This window comes from Nocardioides asiaticus, from assembly GCF_040049175.1.
In the GTDB taxonomy this organism is placed as follows: Bacteria; Actinomycetota; Actinomycetes; order Propionibacteriales; family Nocardioidaceae; genus Nocardioides; species Nocardioides cheoyonin.
Window position 1 is genome coordinate 454,451 of the sequence record NZ_JBDZDM010000005.1, and the last position, 17,865, is coordinate 472,315.

Sequence of the window (17,865 nt, forward strand, 5' to 3'; positions counted from 1 at the left end):
GGACCACCGCGGCGGGCGCACGATGGTCCTGACAGCCCGTGGGTGCCCGAGACGCCTGCGGGCTGTCGCCTGCGACAGCGCATCGCAGCCGCGGGCTGCTTCGGCACGGCTCTCAATCGTAGCCAAGAGTGGCCGGGCTTGAGCGGACGCGAGAAGCGCAAAATGGGCAGGCCGCCCGCGACCCAAGAGTCGCGAGCGGCCGTGTGAGAAGCCGACGGTCAGCGCCTGCTCTCGCCGCGCTTGGCACCCTCCTCCTGCGCGATCTTGATGACCTCCAGGGGCACCCGGAACCCGACGGCGCGCTGGTAGCCCGACGCGCCGGGAGCGTAGACCGTCTCCAGGAGGTCGGCAGCGTCGTCCGGAAGAAGACCTTCGTCGACGAGTTCCTGCTGGACGCGGTTGACCGGTCGAGTGAAGCCCCTCAGCGAGCGTCCTTGCGGGTAGGAGCCGATCTCGTACACAGCCTCGCGGCTGACGAACGGATTGCCAGTCTTCACCGTCTCGAAGATCGCGCCCACCTGGACCTGGTGCTTGCTGAGGAGGCGCTTGATCGCCTCGTAGTACGCCTCGGCTGTCCATCCGGTCGTGTCGATGTCTCCCGAGTCGGGCAGCGGCGTGACGTAGGACTTGGTGGCGATCTCGGTGACGGCGGCCCGGAGGGCGACGACCTGCTCGTCGGTCCAGCCGGTGATGTCGGTGGTGAGGGACATCGCGGTTGCGTTGCTCATTGAATAGCCTTTCGGTGTTGGCCCCGGCGCGGCTCTCCCACCAAGGTTCGTCGCGCCGGGGCTGCGCTTGATGACGAGTGGAACTCTATCGCATAGAGATGACTTTATGCAACATACTGGCATCTCTACACTCTCTCTTTCCTACTGCTCCTGCCTTCGGGTGGCGGCTGCGGCGTCGACCTGCCGGTCGGTCGCAAGACCGCAAAGGATCTGCGAAGGTGTGCGAGCGCGGGCAATCGAACTGACGCGCCGCTGACCGGCGAGGCGTCGGCATAGAGCCTGCCGTGACCAACCACCAGCACCCCAACCAGTCGAATCCCGTCCTCCTGACCCCCGCCGCCGCGGCGGAGATGATGGGCCTCACCACGAAGACGCTCGCCAACTGGCGGACTCGAAGCGGCGTCATTTACACGGGCCCGCCGTTCCTCCGCGTCGGCCAAGGCCGCGGCCGTATCCGGTATCCCCTTGCGGGAGTCCGGGAGTGGCTCGCCCAGCAGGAGCGGGCCGCGAGCAGAAAGGTCGCCTGATGCCAGCACCCATTCCCCCCGGCGAACGCGGGGTCATCAACGCGAAGGAGAAGGGCCGGGGACGATGGTTCGTCGGCTTCCGGTACCGCGACTTCGACGGCGGCGAGCACCGGCAGAAGGACATGGGGCCGTACGGCTCGAAGCGTGACGCAGAGAACGCGGCTTACGAGAGGTGGGACGCGATACGCGCGGAGATGGAGAAGGCGGACAAGGCCGCCCGGCCGGGCTTCACGCTCGACGAGATCGCTGAATCGTGGCTGGAGTGGCTGCCCACCCGCAACACGAAGCCCGGCACGGTCCGCTCGTACCGGAAGACGTGGAGGTCCACCCTGTCTCCGGCCTGCGGCTCGATGAACGTCAACGACCTCACGCGGGCGACGGCGGTCAAGATCCTGGAGAACCTCTGCCGCCGTGCCCCCGGCCGCCGCGACGAGGACGGGACTTGGGTCCCCGGCGAGTATCTGGTCGACGAGAACGGGCAGCGCATCCCCGTGACCGGGACCCAACCGCGCGCCGTCCTCATGCAGGTCCTCAACTACGCCGCCGACAAGGGCCTCCGTGAGGACGGAGCGAACGTCCTCTTCGGCACGACGGCCCCGCCGAAGAAGAAGTACGAACCGCGCGCCATCACCGACCGCGAGTTCGAGACGCTCTACGACTTGCTCGTCGCTGACGCCACGGGTCACCAGCGGACGAACTGGGACCTCCACGACTTCGCGCTGGTCGGCCACTTCACGGGCTGCCGAACCGGCGAGATCCTGGGACTCACCTGGGACCGCCTCCACCTGGATGCGGACATGCCATGGATGCTCGTCGACCGCCAGTTGCCGGAGGAGTGGGCGGCCTGGGTCGACGCCCCGGAAGAGGTGCTCGCGCCGACCAAGGCCGACGACAAAGCGAAGTACCGACTGCACCCCGAACTCGCGACGGTCCTGACGAGGCGCAAGGAGCGGTCCCAGTGGACCCGTCCCGGAGACCCGGTGTTCGCAGTCCCGGAGACCCGCCCGGGGACCGGTCGGACCGGCCGACCCACCTGGCTCCGGCACAGCAATGTCCGCACCAAGTTGCGCCGCGTCGTCGAGGGCACCGCGGTCGCGTGGATTCACCCGCACTCTTTCAAACACACCCTCGCCACCCTTGCCGCCGAGCAGCACGACATCGAGACGGCTGCATGGATGAGCCGCCACCACGACGGCGGCAGGGTCGCGAAGTCGAACTACGTCGAGCGGAGGACGGTGCGCCTCATCGACCCGCGACACCTGTTCGACCCGCAGCAGGAGGACGCCACCGTGACGCCGCTCGACCAGAAGCGGCGGCACGAAGGCTGATCCGGTGTTCCGTTGCCTCAACAGGGACCCTCGCCCATTCGGCCGGGGGGTCCCTTGCTGTTCAGCCCGTCTCGGTACCTACCGTCTCGGTACCTAATGCGTACCGAATGCGCAGGCTCACGCGGGAACTCCCGGGAACTCCGGGTATCTCACGGAACGGGTATCGACAGGTCAGAGTGCGATTTTGGCTTGCCACCTTTTGCGCTGGTTTGCGCCGCTGGCACGCTCAGCGTCGCCAACCGTGAAGAGCAGGTCGTCGGTTCGATTCCGACAGGCGGCTCCGGCAGGAGAGACCGAGAAGGGGCCCGACCAGTGGATGCTGGTCGGGCCCCTTTCTCGTGGCTCAGCGCTGGGCGAGGCCCTGGCGGGCTACGGCGACGGAGGCGGCTCGCGGGTCCGCCGGCCGGATCAGCGAGCCGCGCCAGGCGAGCGTGCTGCCGACCCCGGTCGCGGCGGCGCGGACGGCGTCGACGTGGGGCTCCGGCTTGAACCGGCCGACCGGGCCGGTGACGCTGATGGCCGCGAGCACCGCGGTGTCGTCGGTCCCGAGCACGGGTGCCGCGACGCACAGCAGCCCGGCGGTCGACTCCTCGCGCTCGAACGCGACACCCTTCTCGAGCACGCCGTCGAGCTGCCGGCGCAGCCGGCCCGGCGCCACGATCGTGTGCGGGGTACGCCGCTCGAGCGGCCCGGCCAGCACCTCCTGCTGCAGCTCCGGGCCGGCGTACGCCAGCAGCACCTTGCCGATGGCGGTGCAGTGCAGCGGCATCCGTCCGCCGGTGCGGGAGGGGGACGCCGCCTGGCGGTGGCCGCCGATCTTGGCCACGTAGACGACCTCGTCGCCGTCGCGGACGCCGAGGTGGACGGTCTCGTGGGTGCGCTCGTAGAGGTCCTGGAGGAACGGCATCGCGACCTCGAGCAGGCTCCGCTCGACCGAGGCCCGCAGGCCGAGCTCGAAGAGGCCGCCCGAGAGCCGGTAGCCGGTCGCGGTCTTGTCCAGCAGCCGGTGGCCGACGAGGTCGCCGGCGACCCGGTGGACCGTCCCCTTCGGCAGGCCGGTGCGGCGCACCAGCTCGGCCAGCGGAAGGACGGTGTCGTTGGGGGTGAACGAGCGCAGGATCGCGAGCGCCTTGCCCAGCACGGTGTCCAGCTCGTCCACTCCAACAGCGTACCGGTGAGTGGAACGCGGGACTTCGTTGCGGGCACCTCGACCGGCGATCCTTGACGCCATGAGCGACACCTCCCTCGAGAACGAGACCGGCGTCGGTGCTGACGCCATCGACGCGGCGGCCGACCGGCTCCGCACCGCGGCGGCGACCGGCGTGACCACGGCGCCGGTCCGTGACCTGATCGGGCGCGACGACGTCGCGGCGGCGTACGCGGTCCAGCAGAGGCTCACCGCCGAGCGCGTCGCCTCCGGCGCCACCGTCGTGGGCCGCAAGATCGGTCTCACCTCCGAGGCCGTGCAGCAGCAGCTCGGCGTCGACCGCCCCGACTTCGGGATCCTCTTCGACGACATGGCCTACGCCGACGACGCGACCGTCGAGTTCGCCAGCGTGCTGCAGCCCAAGGTCGAGGCGGAGATCGCCTTCGTCCTCAAGGACGACCTCGTCGAAGGCGACCTCGACGCCGACCAGGTGCGGGCCGCGATCGACTACGCCGTGCCGGCGCTGGAGATCTGCGGCAGCCGGGTCGCGAACTGGGACATCAGCTTCGGCGACACCGTCGCCGACAACGCCTCGGCCGGCGCCTACGTGCTCGGCACCGAGCACCGGACCCTCGACGAGTTCGACCCGGTGGCCGCCGAGATGCACATGACCGTCACCGGCCCCGAGGGCACCCAGGACTCCACGGGCACCGGCGCCGCCTGCCTCGGTGACCCGGTCCAGGCCGTCGTCTGGCTCGCCCGCCAGGCCCGCGAGCTCGGCGACCCGCTCCGCAAGGGGCAGGTCATCCTCTCCGGCGCGCTCGGCCCGATGCGCCCCGTCGCGCCCGGCGCCGACGTGCACGCCACCGTCTCCGGACTGGGCAGCGTCTCGGTCCACTTCTCCTGAAGCGAAGGAACAACCCATGACCAAGACCAAGGTCGCCATCATCGGGTCGGGCAACATCGGCACCGACCTGATGATCAAGATCATGCGCAACGCCCAGCACCTGGAGATGGCGTCGATGGTCGGCATCGACCCGAGCTCCGACGGCCTCGCCCGGGCCGAGAAGCTCGGCTTCGAGGCCGTCTCCACCGGCGTCGACGGGCTGCTCGAGTCGCCGTACATCGACGAGATCGGCATCGTGTTCGACGCCACCTCGGCCGGCGCCCACAAGTGCAACAACGACAAGCTGGCGCCCCTCGGCATCCGGATGATCGACCTGACGCCGGCGGCGATCGGGCCGTATGTCATCCCGGCGGTGAACCTCGAGGAGCACCTCGACGCGCCGAACGTCAACATGGTCACCTGCGGGGGCCAGGCCACCATCCCGATCGTGGCCGCGATCAGCCGCGTCGTCCCGGTCGTCTACGGCGAGATCGTCGCCTCGATCGCGTCCAAGAGCGCGGGCCCGGGCACGCGGGCCAACATCGACGAGTTCACCGAGACGACCTCGGCGGCCATCGAGAAGGTCGGCGGCGCCCACCGCGGCAAGGCGATCATCATCCTCAACCCGGCCGAGCCTCCGCTGATGATGCGCGACACCGTCTTCACGCTCGTCGCCCTGCCGAAGGGGGACGAGGAAACTGCCAAGCAGCAGATCAAGGACTCGGTGGAGAAGATGGCGGCCGAGGTGGCGGCGTACGTCCCCGGCTACCAGATGGTCCAGGACGTCCAGATCACCGAGATCCCCGCCGACCAGCCGGTGCAGACGCTCCTCGTCGACGGCGAGGAGGTCACGCCGACCCACCAGGTCTCGGTCTTCCTCAAGGTCGAGGGCGCCGGCATGTACCTCCCGGCGTACGCCGGCAACCTCGACATCATGACCTCGGCCGCGGTCCAGATGGCCGAGAAGATCGCCGCCAACGGCAACCCCCGTCCGGCCAAGGAGGCCGTCAAGTGAGTACCCCCGTCTTCGTCCAGGACGTCACCCTGCGCGACGGCATGCACGCCGTCCGCCACCGGATCACGCCCGAGGACGTCAAGCGCATCGTCATCGCGCTCGACGAGGCCGGCGTCGACGCCATCGAGGTCGCCCACGGCGACGGCCTGGCCGGCGGCTCGGTCAACTACGGGCCCGGCTCCAACACCGACTGGGAGTGGATCGAGGCCGCCGCCTCGGTGCTGAAGAACGCCCGGCTCACGACCCTCCTCCTGCCCGGCGTCGGCACGATCCACGAGCTGAAGCAGGCCTACGACCTCGGCGTACGGTCGGTCCGGGTCGCCACGCACTGCACCGAGGCCGACATCGCCGCCCAGCACATCGCCGCCGCGCGCGAGATGGGCATGGACGTCTCCGGCTTCCTCATGCTCTCCCACATGGCGCCGCCCGAGGAGCTCGCAGCCCAGGCCGCGAAGATGGAGTCGTACGGCGCCCACTGCGTCTACGTCACCGACTCCGGCGGCCGGTTGACGATGAACGACGTCGCCGCCCGCGTGCGGGCCTACCGCGACGTGCTCGACCCGCAGACCGAGATCGGCATCCACGCCCACGAGAACCTCTCGCTGTCGGTGGCCAACTCGGTGGTAGCGGTCGAGAACGGCGTCTACCGCGTCGACGCGTCCCTCGCCGGCCACGGCGCCGGGGCGGGCAACTGCCCCATCGAGGCCTTCATCGCGGTCGCGAACCTCTCCGACCTCAAGCACGGCTGCGACCTGTTCAAGCTGCAGGACGCCGCCGACGACATCGTCCGGCCGCTCCAGGACCGCCCGGTCCGGGTCGACCGCGAGACGCTGACGCTCGGCTACGCCGGGGTCTACTCCAGCTTCCTGCGGCACGCCGAGAACGCCTCGAAGAGGTACGGCGTCGACGTCCGCGACATCCTCATGGAGTGCGGCGAGCGCCGGCTCGTCGGCGGCCAGGAGGACATGATCGTCGACATCGCCCTGAACCTCGCCGCCCGGCGTGACGCGGAGCCGGCCTGACCCTGCCCGCCCGGGGCATGCCCTAGGCTGTCGGTGCCAGTCGTGCTCCACGCAGTGGGGTCAGGGAACCCGGTGAGAGTCCGGGACTGACGCGCAGCGGTGAGGGTGACGGGCGGAGCACGTCGTACGCCGTACGACAGCCACTGGGGCCGCGGCCCCGGGAAGGCGCTCCGTGCCGGTCGATCCCGAGTCCGAAGACCTGCTGGCCCTAGCGGCGACCGCCGCCAGGTCACCCGCGGGCCCCGCGTACGGGTCCCTGACCGAAGCAGGTGTCAGCAGTGCTCCGCACCCGACGCGACCGCTGCCCGGGCGCGCTCCGCCCGTGGCCCGCCGAGGACGGGCTCCTCGTCAGGCTGAGGCTGATCGGCGGCCGGCTGCCGGCGGAGTCGCTGCGGAGACTGGTCGACGTCGCGGAGGAGTACGGCGACGGCCGGGTGCGCCTCACCGGACGGGCCAACCTGCAGCTGCGCGGCCTGCCGGCCCGCGGTGGCGCACTGACGCCGGAGGTCCTCGCGGCGGTCGAGGCCACCGGCCTGCTGCCGTCGCGGACCCACGAGCTGATCCGCAACGTGATGGTCTCGCCGCAGACCGGGCTGGCCGGCGGGCGGGTCGATCTGCGGCCGGTCGCCGCCGACCTCGACCGGCGGCTGTGCGCCTCGCCGCGGCTCGCGCAGCTGCCGGGGCGGTTCCTGTTCGTGCTCGACGATGGGCGCGGCGACCTGCGCGACCGGCCGTGCGACCTCGGGCTCGTCGCCCTCGACGCCACCCGTGCTCAGCTGCGGGTCGGCGAGCGGTGGGGGCCGGTCGTCGCGCTGGCCGACGCGGCGGGGGCGGTCGCCCGGCTCGCGGGCACCTTCGTCGACCGGCGCGGCTGCGGGCCGACCGCCGCCTGGCACGTCGCCGAGCTGCGCCACCCGCTCGCGCCCGAGGAGCAGCCCGACGGACGCCTACCCGCACCCGCCCCGCCGCCGGCGTACGGCGTCGTGCCGGGCGGCCGCCACATCGCGGTGCCCGACGGGCTCGACCGGCGCACGGCCGAGGCGGTCGCCGCGGAGGCGGACGAGCTGGTCGTCACGCCGTGGCGCGGCGTGCTGGTGCCGGAGGTGGGCCGATGAGCCCGCGGAGGCCCGCGCGCCGCTACGAGTACGTCGCCGACGGCCCGGCGATCTACCTCGACTCGTTCGCGACCATCCGCCGCGAGGCCGACCTGAGCGACGTGCCGGCCGACGCCGAGCGGCTCGCGGTGCGCATGATCCACGGCAGCGGCCAGGTCGACCTGGCGCGTGACCTCGTCGTCCACCCGCGGCTGGTCGCCGCCGGCCGGGCGGCGCTCGAGGCGGGGGCGCCGATCCTGTGCGACGCGACGATGGTCGGAACCGGGGTCACCCGGAGCAGGCTCCCGCGCGACAACGAGGTGCTCTGCCTGCTGAACGACGAGCGGGTGCCCGGCCTCGCGCGGGAGTGGGGGACGACCCGCACCGCGGCCGCGGTGTCGCTGTGGGAGCCGCACCTCGACGGCGCCGTGGTCGCGATCGGCAACGCCCCGACCGCGCTCTTCCACCTGCTCGAGATGCTCCTCGACGGCGCGCCGCGGCCGGCCGCGATCGTCGGCTGCCCGGTCGGCTTCGTCGGCGCCGCCGAGTCGAAGCAGGCGCTCGTCGAACTCGCCGCCCACCACGGACTCGACATCCCGTACGTCACCGTCCGCGGCCGTCGCGGTGGCTCCGCGATGACGTCCTCGGCCCTGAACGCCCTCGCGAAGGAGGAGGAATGAGCAGACCACCGGCAGGCCGCTTCGTCGGCGTCGGCGTCGGCCCCGGAGACCCCGAGCTGATGACGCTCAAGGCCGCCCGGCTGATCGCCGAGGCGGACGTGATCGCCTACCACGCCGGCGTCGGGAAGGAGTCCAACGCCCGCCGGGTCGCCGCCGCGCTGCTCCCCGAGGGGGTCGTCGAGGAGCAGCTGACCTACCCGGTCACGACCGGGTCGACCGACCATCCGGGTGGGTACGCCGGCGCGCTGGCCGACTTCTACGAGGAGTCGGCCGCGCGGCTGGCGGCCCACCTCGACGCCGGCCGCGACGTGGTGCTGCTGGCCGAGGGCGACCCGCTCTTCTACGGGTCGTTCATGTACATGCACGACCGGCTCGCCGGCCGCTACGAGACCGCGATCGTCCCCGGCGTCCCCGCCTTCGCCGCGGCGACCGCGGTGGCCGCGAGCCCGCTCGCGCGGCAGACCGACGTCCTGACCGTGCTGCCCGGGACGCTGCCGGAGCCCGAGCTGGCCCGCCGGCTCGCCGACACCGACGCGGCGGTCATCATGAAGCTCGGTCGCACGTTCCCCGCCGTACGACGGGCCCTGGCGGCGGCCGGGCGCCTCGAGGAGGCGGTGTACGTCGAGCGGGCGTCGATGCCCGAGGAGCGCTGGCTGCCCGTGGCCGACGTGGACCCCGACGAGGTCCCGTACTTCTCCCTCGTCGTCGTCACCGGCGACAGTCGCAACGGGCGCCGGTCGCGGTCCCGCGAGAAGGCGCCGCGCACCGAGCCCGTCGAGGAGGCTCGACAGGCTCGACGTCCGGCGGCGGAGCTGCTGGTCGTCGGCCTCGGGCCGGGGCCGGACGGCTGGCTGACCGCCGAGGCGACCGCGGCGCTGGCCGAGGTCGAGCACGTGGTGGGCTACGGGCCGTACGTCGCGCGGGTCCCGCAGCGGCCCGGCCTGACCCGACACGCGTCGGGCAACACGATGGAGCTCGACCGGGCCCGGTTCGCGCTCGACCTCGCCCGACGGGGCGAGCGGGTCGCGGTCGTGTCCGGCGGCGACGCGGGGGTGTTCGGGATGGCCGCGGCGGTCTTCGAGGCGGCCGAGGACCCGGCGTACGCCGGCGTCGCGGTCCGGGTGCTGCCGGGGGTCAGCGCGGTCCAGGCGGTCGCCGCGCGGGCGGGCGCGCCGATCGGCGCCGACTTCGCGGTGGTGAGCCTGTCCGACCGGCTCAAGCCCTGGGCGGTCGTCGAGCGGCGGCTGCGGGCGGTGGCCGAGGCGGACCTCGTGCTGGGGATCTACAACCCTTCCTCGCGGTCCCGCACCGGGCAGCTCGGCCGGGCGCAGCGGGTCCTGCTCGAGCACCGCAAGCCGGACACCGTCGTCGTGGTCGGCCGCGACGTCGGCCGCGCGGGGGAGTCGCTGACGGTGACGACGCTGGCCGAGCTGGACCCGGCGACGGTCGACATGCGCTGCCTCGTCCTGGTCGGTGCCGAGGGGACCCGAGAAGGTGCCGCGGGGGTCTGGACGCCGCGGTGGGTGCAGCCGTGACCGTGCACTTCGTCGGCGCCGGCCCCGGTGCGGCCGACCTGCTCACCGTCCGGGCGACGCGGCTGCTCGCGGAGGCGGACGTCGTGCTCTACCCGGGCACCTACCTCGACCCCGCCGTGCTCGGCCACTGCAGCCCGTCGGCGGAGCTGGTCGACAGCCAGCGGCTGGACCTCGACGAGATCACCGAGCGGCTCGTCGCCGCCCACAGCGCCGGCCACGACGTCGTACGCCTGACCTCGGGGGACCCGTCGCTCTACTCCGCCCTCGCGGAGCAGACCCGGCGGCTCGACGGCGCCGGCGTGCCGTGGGACGTGACCCCCGGCGTGCCGGCGTACGCCGCCGCGGCCGCCCTCGTCGGCCGCGAGCTGACCGTGCCGCTGGTCACCCAGTCGGTCGTCCTCACCCGCACCCGGGCGCGGTCGACGCCGATGCCCGAGGGCGAGTCGCTGAAGTCGTACGCCGCCACCGGCGCCACCCTCGTGCTCCACCTCGCGATCACCCGGACCCGCGAGCTGATGGCGGGCCTCGAGCCGGCCTACGGCGCCGACTGCCCGGTCTTGGTCGTCCACCGCGCGAGCCAGCCGGCGGAGCTGGTGCTCCGCGGCACGGTCGGGACGATCGCCGACGCGGTTGAGGAGGCCGGGCTCCGGCAGGCCGCGGTCATCCTGGTCGGCCGCGCGCTCGAGCCGCGCGCCGGCGGCGAGTCCTACCTCTACGACCCCGCGCGGGTGCGCTGATGGAGCTGTACGACGCGATGAACCGGCGCCGCGACACCCGCCGCGAGTTCACCGGCCCGCCGGCCGACCCGGCCGCACTCGAGCGCGTGCTCGCGGCCGCGCACACCGCGCCGAGCGTCGGGATGAGCCAGCCGTGGGACTTCGTGCTCGTGCGTGACCCCGGCACGCTCGAGGCGTTCCGCGACCATGTCCGCACCGAGCGCGACGTCTTCGCGGCGACGCTGTCCGGCGAGCGGGCCGACACGTTCGCGCGGATCCGGGTCGAGGGCATCTGCGAGGCCGGGCTGGGGATCGTCGTCGGCTACGACCCGCGGCGCGGCGGGCCGGACGTGCTCGGCCGGCACGCCATCGCCGACGCCGGGCTCTACTCGGTCGTGTGCGCGGTCCAGAACCTCTGGCTCGCGGCCACCGCCGAAGGGCTCGGCGTCGGCTGGGTGAGCTTCTACCGGGAGGAGTTCCTCGCCCGGCTGGTCGGGCTGCCGGCGTACGTCCGGCCGGTGGCGTGGCTCTGCGTCGGCGAGGTCGAGGGGCTCCCCGACGTCCCCGACCTCGAGCGGCTCGGCTGGCGGCACCGCTCGCCGCTGGCGGGCGTGCTGCACCAGGAGAGGTACGGGCTCAGGCCTTCGTCCATGCCCACTGGGTGACCGTCCGTGCCGGTGACCAGCCGGTGAAGGAGCCGAGCGGGGCGGCGGCCTCGACGCCGATCCGGGTGAGCTCGCCGCCGTAGGTCCGGTAGGCGTCGGCGAGGAGCTGCTCGGTGTCGAGGGTGACGCCGTGGACGACCAGCCGGCCGCCCGGCGCGAGCGCGTCCCGGCACGCATCGAGCAGGCCCGGCGCCGTGGCGCCGCCGCCCACGAAGACCGCGTCGGGCTCCGGGAGCCCGGCGAGCGCCCCGGGCGCACGGCCGGTGACGACCTGCAGGGTGGGTACGCCGAGCCGGGCGGCGTTGCGGGCGACGCGCTCGGCCCGGCCGGGATCGGCCTCGATGGCGGTGGCCGTGCAGGTCGCGTGGGTGCGCAGCCACTCGATCCCGACCGAGCCGGCGCCCGCGCCCACGTCCCACAGATGCGCGCCGGGCGTCGGCGCGAGCCGGGACAGCGCGGAGGCGCGCAGGTCGCGCTTGGTGAGCTGGCCGTCGTGCTCGTACGCCTCGTCCGGGAGGCCCGCGACCCAGCCGCCGACGTGCGGGCCGGTGCACTCGATGGCCACGATGTTGAGCCGCGCGACGGTCGGGGCCGCGCAGGTCCAGGACGACGCCGGCGCGGTGCGCCGGCTCGGACGGTCGCTGCCGAGGTCGCCGAGGACGGTCACAGCGGAGGCGGCGTACCCGGCGTCCAGGAGCAGCTCCGCGACCAGTGCGGGTGTGTGCTCGTCGGCGGACAGCACGAGGATCCGCCGGCCGGGCGCGAGCTCACGGAGTACGAGCGCCACGTCGCGGCCGACCACGCTCACGACCGCGCAGGACTCGGCCGGCCACCCCATCCACGCCCGGGCGAGGGCGACCGAGGAGACCGCCGGCTCGATCCGGACCGACTCCGGCCCGAGCAGGTCGAGCAGGGTGGAGCCGATCCCGGAGACGAGGGGGTCCCCGGACGCCAGGACGACCACCGGCCCCTCGCCGAGGGAGGCGAGCAGCGCCGGCAGCCGCTCGCGCAGCGGCGAGGGCCAGGATTCGCGGCGCTGGCCGGGCACGTCGGGCAGCATCGCGAGGTGCCGTCGCCCGCCGAGGACGACGGACGCGTCGCGTACGACCTCCCGCAGACGCTCCGGAAGCCCGGGCCAGCCGTCCGCCCCGATGCCCACCACGGTGATCACGCGGCCAGACGCTATCGTGGCCGCCAACAGGCACGAGGTGCCCCAACGGCCCAGCCATCGGAGACGGTGGGGACGGCCGGCGGGGAGAATCTGGGAAGCCGGTGAGACTCCGGCACAGGCCCGCTGCGGTGAACCGAGCCTCCACGCGAGGACTCGGCAAGTCCGAAGACCGGCCTCGCGCCCGACCACGTACTGGCGACGCGAGCGGGAGCCTCACATGCCATCGCACTACCCCTTCTCCGCGGTCCTCGGCGGAGAGGCCGACGCCCTCGACGACATGGGCCTCGCCCTGGTCCTGACCACGATCTCTCCGGAGATCGGTGGCGTCCTGGTCCGCGGGGAGAAGGGGACCGCGAAGTCGACGATGGTGCGGGCCCTGGCCGCCGTGCTGCCGCCCATCGAGGTGTACGCCGGCGACCGATTCTCCGTCGACCCGGCCGACCCGGGCGAGCGCTCGCCCGACGTACCCGTGCCGGCCGAGACCGACGTCGAGAGCCGTCCCGTCCGCCTCGTCGAGCTCCCCGTCGGAGCCACGGAGGACCGGGTCCTGGGGTCGCTGCACCTCGAGCGGGCGCTGTCGCAGGGCGCCGTGGAGTACGAGCCCGGGCTGCTGGCCCGCGCCCATCGCGGCATCCTGTACGTCGACGAGGTCAACCTGCTCCACGACCACCTCGTCGACCTCCTGCTCGACGCCGCCGCGATGGGCAGCGCCACCGTGGAGCGCGACGGTGTCTCCGTCGAGCACGCCGCGCAGTTCGTCCTCATCGGCACCATGAACCCCGAGGAGGGGGAGCTGCGTCCTCAGCTCCTCGACCGGTTCGGGCTCACCGTCGAGGTCGCCGCGCCGCGCGACCCCGGGCTGCGTGCGGAGGTGGTTCGCCGGCGGATGGCGTACGACGCCGGCCCCGCCGCGTTCGCCGAGCGCTACCGCGCCGCGGAGTCGGCCCTCACCGCCCGGATCCTCGAGGCCCAGGACCGGGTCGGGAAGGTCGCGCTGCCCGAGGCTGCCCTGCTCAAGATCGCCGAGGTCTGTGCGGCCTTCGAGGTCGACGGCCTGCGCGCCGACATCGTCACCGCTCGCACCGCCGTCGCCCACGCCGCGTGGGAGTGTCGCGACGAGGTCACCCGCGCGGACATTCGACGCGCGGCGCTGCTCGCGCTGCCGCACCGCCGCCGGCGCAACCCCTTCGACGCCCCCGGTCTCGACGAGGAGCTGCTCGACCGGGTGCTCGGCGACGACGAGCCGCCGCCGGAGCGGCCCGCGCCACGCGAACCGCCGGAGCCGGGACCGGACGGCGGTGGACCCGCAACCGGATCCGGACAGGATCAGGGTGCCGAGGCACCGCCGGACGCGAACGGCGGTGCGCCTGCACCCGGATCGGAGCCCGACTCGGTTGCCGAGCCACCGCCGCAGGGGCCGCACTCCGGCGAGGCCGGGTCCTCGACCGTGGCCGCCACCGCGCCGTACCGGCCCAGGCTCCTCAGCGTCCACGGGCTCGGCACGGGCGAGGCCGGGCGCCGCAGCCGGGCGCTCGCGAGCACCGGCCGCCGGGTGGGAGCGCGACGGCCGCAGGGGTCGACGGGGTCCCTCCACCTCGTCGAGACCCTGCTCGCGGCCGCGCCGCAGCAGGCCGGGCGTGGGCGTATGAGCGGCCCCGTCCGGCTCCGGGGCGAGGACCTCCGTACGGCGGTCCGGGAGGGCCGGGAGGCCAACCTCGTGCTGTTCTGCGTGGACGCCTCGGGGTCGATGGCCGCGCGCAAGCGGATGGCCCAGGTCAAGACCGCCGTCCTCTCGCTGCTGCTCGACGCCTACCGCCGCCGCGACAAGGTCGGCCTGATCACCTTCCGCGGCCGGTCCGCGGAGCTGACCCTTCCTCCGACGCACTCGGTCGACATCGCCGCCGCCCGGCTCGACGAGCTTCCCGCTGGGGGGCGTACGCCGCTGGCGGAGGGACTCCTCGAGGCGGCCCGGGTGCTCCGGCGCGAGCGGGTCCGCGACCCGCGCCTGCGGCCGCTGCTGGTCGTCGTCACCGACGGACGGGCGACCGGCGGACCGGCGACCGGCGGACCGGCGGCCGGCGGACCGGCGGCCGGCGGACCGGCGGCCGGTGCCCCCGGCGCCGTCGACCCGGTGGCGCGGTCACTGCAGGCGGCCGACCACCTCGCCGGCCTCGGCGTGACGACCGTGGTCGTCGACGGTGAGAGCGGACCGATGCGGCTCGGGCTCGCCGTCCGGCTCGCCGAGCGGCTCCGTGCCGACCACGTCCCCGTCGCCGAGGTCAGCGCCGAGGCGCTGTCCGGGGCGGTCCGCGACCGCAGCGGGCGTACGGCGGGGGTCGCCTGATGCCCCAGGGTCGGCCCCTCGTCATACCCGACGACGGCCTCACCACCCGTCAGCGCCGCAACCGGCCGCTGGTGATGGTCCACACCGGCGACGGCAAGGGAAAGTCGACCGCGGCGTTCGGACTGGCACTGCGCGGCTGGAACCAGGGCTGGCGGATCGGCGTGTTCCAGTTCGTGAAGTCCGCCAAGTGGCGCATCGGCGAGCAGACGGTGCTCGAGCGCCTCGGCCGCCTCCACGAGGAGACCGGCGAGGGCGGCCCGGTGGAGTGGCACAAGATGGGCTCGGGCTGGTCATGGCGCCGCAAGGGCGGCGGCGAGGCCGACCACGCGGCCGCCGCGGCCGAGGGCTGGGCCGAGATCAAGCGCCGGCTCGCCGCGCAGTCCCACGACCTGCTCGTCCTCGACGAGTTCACCTACCCGATCGGCTGGGGCTGGGTCGACGCCGACGACGTCGTCGAGGCCCTCCGCGACCGCCCGGGCCACCAGCACGTCGTCATCACCGGCCGTCGAGCCGACCCCAGGCTCCTCGAGGCGGCCGACCTGGTCACCGAGATGACCAAGGTCAAGCACCCGATGGACGTCGGTCAGAAGGGCCAGAAGGGCATCGAGTGGTGACGCTGCCCCGCCTCGTCGTCGCCGCACCCTCCACCGGTCAGGGGAAGACGACGATCGCGACCGGCCTGATGGCGGCGCTGCGAGCGGCGGGACGGGATGTGAGCGGCCACAAGGTCGGGCCGGACTACATCGATCCCGGCTACCACGCCCTCGCCACGGGCCGGCCCGGCCGCAACCTCGATCCCCACCTCGTCGGCGAAGGACGCGTGGCGCCCCTTCTCCTGCACGGCGCCGTAGGTGCCGACGTAGCGGTGATCGAGGGCGTCATGGGCCTGTACGACGGCCGCCTCGGCACCGACGGTTTCGCGTCCACCGCCCACGTCGCCAGCCTCACCCGGACGCCCGTCCTCCTCGTCCTCGACGTCGCCGGGCTCTCCCGCTCGGCCGCCGCGATCGCCGCGGGGATGGCGGCGTACGACCCCACCGTCGAGATCGCCGGGGTGGTCCTCAACCGGGCCGGCTCGGACCGCAACACCACCGAGATCGAGCGGTCGCTGGAGCGCACCGGCCTGCCCGTCCTCGGTGTGCTCCCGTCCGACGACCGTCTCGCGGCACCGTCACGTCACCTCGGGCTCGTGCCCGCCGCCGAGCGGGACGGCTCGGTCCGGATGATCGAGCACCTCGGGGAGCAGGTGGCGCGCCACCTCGACCTCGACGCGATCCTCGACGTCGCGCGGAGCGCGCCCGAGGTGGCAGCCGAGCCGTGGGACCCGGTCGACGAGGTGGACGCACGCGCGTCGGGGCGGCCGGTCGTGGCGATGGCGGGCGGACGCGCGTTCACCTTCCGGTACGCCGAGACCGGGGAGCTGCTGACGGCCGCCGGCTGCGACGTGACGACCTTCGACCCGCTGACCGATCCGGGCCTGCCCCCGGGCACCGCGGGGATCTACCTCGGCGGCGGCTTCCCGGAGATGTACGCCGCCGAGCTGGCCGCCAACGAGAGCCTGCTGCGCGAGCTGCGGACCGCCGTCGCGGACGGTGTCCCGACGGTGGCCGAGTGCGCCGGCCTGCTCTACCTCGCGGAGTCGCTCGACGGCGTACCCATGGCCGGGGCCATCCCGACCTCCGCCGCCATGTCCGAGCGGCTGATCCTGCGCTACCCGGTCGCCACCGCCGCCTCGGACTCGCTGCTCACCCGGGCGGGCGAGCGGGTCACGGGCCACGAGTTCCACCGCACCCGGACCACCCCCGAGGCCGGCCGCGGCGGCTGGCGCCCGGCCTGGGAGGTCGAGGGGGACACCGTCGGCTTCGCCGGCGACACCCTCCACGCCTCCTACCTCCACGTCCACTGGGCCGGGCACCCGCGGCTGGCGCAGCGGTTCGCGCAGGCGCTGGGTGCAGGAAGCCCCGAGGAGTCCGTGCCGCCCGCCGAGCCGCTGCGGCACCACGGCGACACCGAGGCACGGCCGGGGCTGCTGGACTTCGCGGTCAACGTGTACGCCGGCCCGCGGCCGCCCTGGCTGGACCGGGCGCTCCACGAGAGCATCGCGTCGGCGGCCTCCTATCCGGATGCCACCGCCGCCCGGGCAGCGCTCGCCCGCCGCCACGGCCGCGCGGCGGAGGAGGTGCTCCCGACCGCGGGCGCCGCAGAGGCGTTCTCGCTGCTCGCCCAGGCCCGGCCCTGGGGCCGCCCGGCCGTGGTCCACCCCCAGTTCACCGAGCCGCACGCCGCCCTCGAGGCCGCCGGCCACACCGTCACCACGGTCGTGTGCCGCGCCGACGACGACTTCGCGCTCGACCCGGGCGACGTGCCCGACGACGCCGACCTCGTCGTCGTCGGCAACCCGACCAACCCGACCGGCGTACTCCACCCCCGCACGGCGCTGCGCGCACTGGCCCGCCCGGGTCGCGTGCTCGCCGTCGACGAGGCGTTCCTCGACGCTGTGCCCGGGGAGCCCGAGTCGCTGCTCGACGGCCCGCTCGACGGCGTCGTCGTGATCCGCAGCCTCACCAAGCAGTGGTCGATCCCGGGGATCAGGGCCGGGTACGCCGTCGGCGATCCCGCGATCGTCGCCGAGCTCGCCAGGCTCCAGCCGCCTTGGTCGGTCTCGGCGCCCGCGCTGGCCGCGATGCTCGTCTGCAGCACCGACGAGGCGGCTGCCGAGTCCGCGGCGCGCGCCGCGACGCTGGCGAGCTGGCGGGAGGTCCTCGAGTCAGGCCTGCGCGAGCGCGGGATCCCCCTCGTGCCCGGGGCCGCGCCGTACGTCCTCGCCCGGCCGGGCGCCGGCGTCCACGCCGCCCTCCGCGACCGGGGCGTCGCCGTACGCCGCGCCGACACCTTCCCCGGCCTCGACGGCTCCTGGGTGCGGGTCGCCGTACGCCCGCCGGAGGTCACCGCCCGGCTTCTCGCCGCGCTCGACGCCGTCCTCCAGCCGGCCGGCGGATGAGGGCGG

The 17,865-nt window shown here is 73.9% G+C and carries 16 protein-coding genes and 2 riboswitches; of the genes, 13 read left to right on the top strand and 3 right to left on the bottom strand.

All coding sequences use genetic code 11. The annotated features are described in order from the left end of the window. Positions 1 to 218: 218 nt before the first annotated feature. A complete protein-coding gene (locus tag ABLE53_RS19820; RefSeq protein ID WP_348860868.1) occupies positions 219 to 728 on the bottom strand; it encodes a hypothetical protein in 510 nt (169 codons plus the stop codon). Positions 729 to 1,012: 284 nt separating this feature from the next. On the opposite strand from ABLE53_RS19820, the gene ABLE53_RS19825 reads away from it, so the two are divergent. Further along, a complete protein-coding gene (locus ABLE53_RS19825) occupies positions 1,013 to 1,255 on the top strand; it encodes a helix-turn-helix domain-containing protein (protein WP_348860869.1) in 243 nt (80 codons plus the stop codon). Continuing rightward, on the top strand, positions 1,255 to 2,583 hold the full coding sequence (locus ABLE53_RS19830; protein ID WP_348860870.1) for a site-specific integrase: 1,329 nt from the start codon (positions 1,255 to 1,257) through the stop codon (positions 2,581 to 2,583). The genes ABLE53_RS19825 and ABLE53_RS19830 overlap by 1 nt, the downstream gene beginning before the upstream one ends. Positions 2,584 to 2,926: 343 nt before the next feature. Here ABLE53_RS19830 and ABLE53_RS19835 read toward each other — a convergent pair whose 3' ends face one another. Beyond that, positions 2,927 to 3,742, bottom strand: a complete 816-nt coding sequence (locus tag ABLE53_RS19835; RefSeq protein WP_348860871.1) for an IclR family transcriptional regulator — start codon at positions 3,740 to 3,742, stop codon at positions 2,927 to 2,929. Positions 3,743 to 3,812: 70 nt separating this feature from the next. On the opposite strand from ABLE53_RS19835, the gene ABLE53_RS19840 reads away from it, so the two are divergent. The 8 genes from ABLE53_RS19840 to bluB all read left to right on the top strand — a co-directional run bounded on the left by ABLE53_RS19840 (position 3,813) and on the right by bluB (position 11,343). Continuing rightward, positions 3,813 to 4,637 carry a 2-keto-4-pentenoate hydratase gene (locus ABLE53_RS19840; protein ID WP_348860872.1) on the top strand — a complete coding sequence of 275 codons (825 nt, stop codon included), beginning with the start codon at positions 3,813 to 3,815 and terminating at the stop codon, positions 4,635 to 4,637. Between the two features lie 16 nt (positions 4,638 to 4,653). Continuing rightward, positions 4,654 to 5,631, top strand: a complete 978-nt coding sequence (locus tag ABLE53_RS19845; RefSeq protein ID WP_348860873.1) for an acetaldehyde dehydrogenase (acetylating) — start codon at positions 4,654 to 4,656, stop codon at positions 5,629 to 5,631. Beyond that, positions 5,628 to 6,653 carry a 4-hydroxy-2-oxovalerate aldolase gene (gene dmpG / locus ABLE53_RS19850; protein ID WP_348860874.1) on the top strand — a complete coding sequence of 342 codons (1,026 nt, stop codon included), beginning with the start codon at positions 5,628 to 5,630 and terminating at the stop codon, positions 6,651 to 6,653. The genes ABLE53_RS19845 and dmpG overlap by 4 nt, the downstream gene beginning before the upstream one ends. Before the next feature lie 20 nt (positions 6,654 to 6,673). Further along, a riboswitch (cobalamin riboswitch) is annotated at positions 6,674 to 6,874 on the top strand. A gap of 57 nt (positions 6,875 to 6,931) precedes the next feature. Further along, on the top strand, positions 6,932 to 7,768 hold the full coding sequence (locus ABLE53_RS19855) for a nitrite reductase (RefSeq protein ID WP_348860875.1): 837 nt from the start codon (positions 6,932 to 6,934) through the stop codon (positions 7,766 to 7,768). Continuing rightward, a complete protein-coding gene (locus ABLE53_RS19860) occupies positions 7,765 to 8,427 on the top strand; it encodes a precorrin-8X methylmutase (protein WP_348860876.1) in 663 nt (220 codons plus the stop codon). Before ABLE53_RS19855 ends, ABLE53_RS19860 begins: the two co-directional genes overlap by 4 nt. Next, a complete protein-coding gene (locus ABLE53_RS19865; RefSeq protein ID WP_348860877.1) occupies positions 8,424 to 9,962 on the top strand; it encodes a precorrin-2 C(20)-methyltransferase in 1,539 nt (512 codons plus the stop codon). The genes ABLE53_RS19860 and ABLE53_RS19865 overlap by 4 nt, the downstream gene beginning before the upstream one ends. Beyond that, the gene (gene cobM, locus ABLE53_RS19870; RefSeq protein WP_348860878.1) at positions 9,959 to 10,699 is read left to right on the top strand and encodes a precorrin-4 C(11)-methyltransferase; all 741 of its coding nucleotides are present in this window, start codon (positions 9,959 to 9,961) and stop codon (positions 10,697 to 10,699) included. Before ABLE53_RS19865 ends, cobM begins: the two co-directional genes overlap by 4 nt. After that, complete coding sequence (gene bluB, locus ABLE53_RS19875; RefSeq protein ID WP_348860879.1) at positions 10,699 to 11,343, top strand: 5,6-dimethylbenzimidazole synthase; 645 nt, start codon at positions 10,699 to 10,701, stop codon at positions 11,341 to 11,343. Before cobM ends, bluB begins: the two co-directional genes overlap by 1 nt. On the opposite strand, the gene cbiE is transcribed toward bluB, so the two are convergent. Further along, a complete protein-coding gene (cbiE, locus tag ABLE53_RS19880) occupies positions 11,315 to 12,514 on the bottom strand; it encodes a precorrin-6y C5,15-methyltransferase (decarboxylating) subunit CbiE (RefSeq protein WP_348860880.1) in 1,200 nt (399 codons plus the stop codon). The genes bluB and cbiE overlap by 29 nt on opposite strands. A 56-nt stretch (positions 12,515 to 12,570) precedes the next feature. After that, positions 12,571 to 12,705: riboswitch (cobalamin riboswitch) on the top strand. A gap of 26 nt (positions 12,706 to 12,731) precedes the next feature. On the opposite strand from cbiE, the gene ABLE53_RS19885 reads away from it, so the two are divergent. The 3 genes from ABLE53_RS19885 to cobBC are packed head-to-tail and all read left to right on the top strand — an operon-like array spanning position 12,732 to position 17,859. Beyond that, positions 12,732 to 14,858, top strand: coding sequence for a VWA domain-containing protein (locus tag ABLE53_RS19885; protein WP_348860881.1), 2,127 nt, complete (start codon positions 12,732 to 12,734; stop codon positions 14,856 to 14,858). Beyond that, the gene (cobO, locus tag ABLE53_RS19890) at positions 14,858 to 15,472 is read left to right on the top strand and encodes a cob(I)yrinic acid a,c-diamide adenosyltransferase (protein WP_348860882.1); all 615 of its coding nucleotides are present in this window, start codon (positions 14,858 to 14,860) and stop codon (positions 15,470 to 15,472) included. Before ABLE53_RS19885 ends, cobO begins: the two co-directional genes overlap by 1 nt. Next, positions 15,469 to 17,859: a bifunctional hydrogenobyrinic acid a,c-diamide synthase/histidinol phosphate aminotransferase CobBC gene (gene cobBC, locus ABLE53_RS19895; RefSeq protein ID WP_348860883.1), complete on the top strand. Its 2,391-nt coding sequence runs from the start codon at positions 15,469 to 15,471 to the stop codon at positions 17,857 to 17,859. The genes cobO and cobBC overlap by 4 nt, the downstream gene beginning before the upstream one ends. Positions 17,860 to 17,865 lie beyond the last annotated feature (6 nt).

Bases quoted from the DNA above. Each gene is read 5' to 3' on its own strand.
- ABLE53_RS19840 (WP_348860872.1), top strand. From the start codon at position 3,813: ATGAGCGACACCTCCCTCGAGAACGAGACCGGCGTCGGTGCTGACGCC.
- ABLE53_RS19845 (WP_348860873.1), top strand. From the start codon at position 4,654: ATGACCAAGACCAAGGTCGCCATCATCGGGTCGGGCAACATCGGCACC.
- ABLE53_RS19865 (WP_348860877.1), top strand. From the start codon at position 8,424: ATGAGCAGACCACCGGCAGGCCGCTTCGTCGGCGTCGGCGTCGGCCCC.
- ABLE53_RS19885 (WP_348860881.1), top strand. From the start codon at position 12,732: ATGCCATCGCACTACCCCTTCTCCGCGGTCCTCGGCGGAGAGGCCGAC.
- ABLE53_RS19830 (WP_348860870.1), top strand. From the start codon at position 1,255: ATGCCAGCACCCATTCCCCCCGGCGAACGCGGGGTCATCAACGCGAAG.
- bluB (WP_348860879.1), top strand. From the start codon at position 10,699: ATGGAGCTGTACGACGCGATGAACCGGCGCCGCGACACCCGCCGCGAG.
- cobO (WP_348860882.1), top strand. From the start codon at position 14,858: ATGCCCCAGGGTCGGCCCCTCGTCATACCCGACGACGGCCTCACCACC.
- ABLE53_RS19860 (WP_348860876.1), top strand. From the start codon at position 7,765: ATGAGCCCGCGGAGGCCCGCGCGCCGCTACGAGTACGTCGCCGACGGC.
- ABLE53_RS19820 (WP_348860868.1), bottom strand. From the start codon at position 728: ATGAGCAACGCAACCGCGATGTCCCTCACCACCGACATCACCGGCTGG.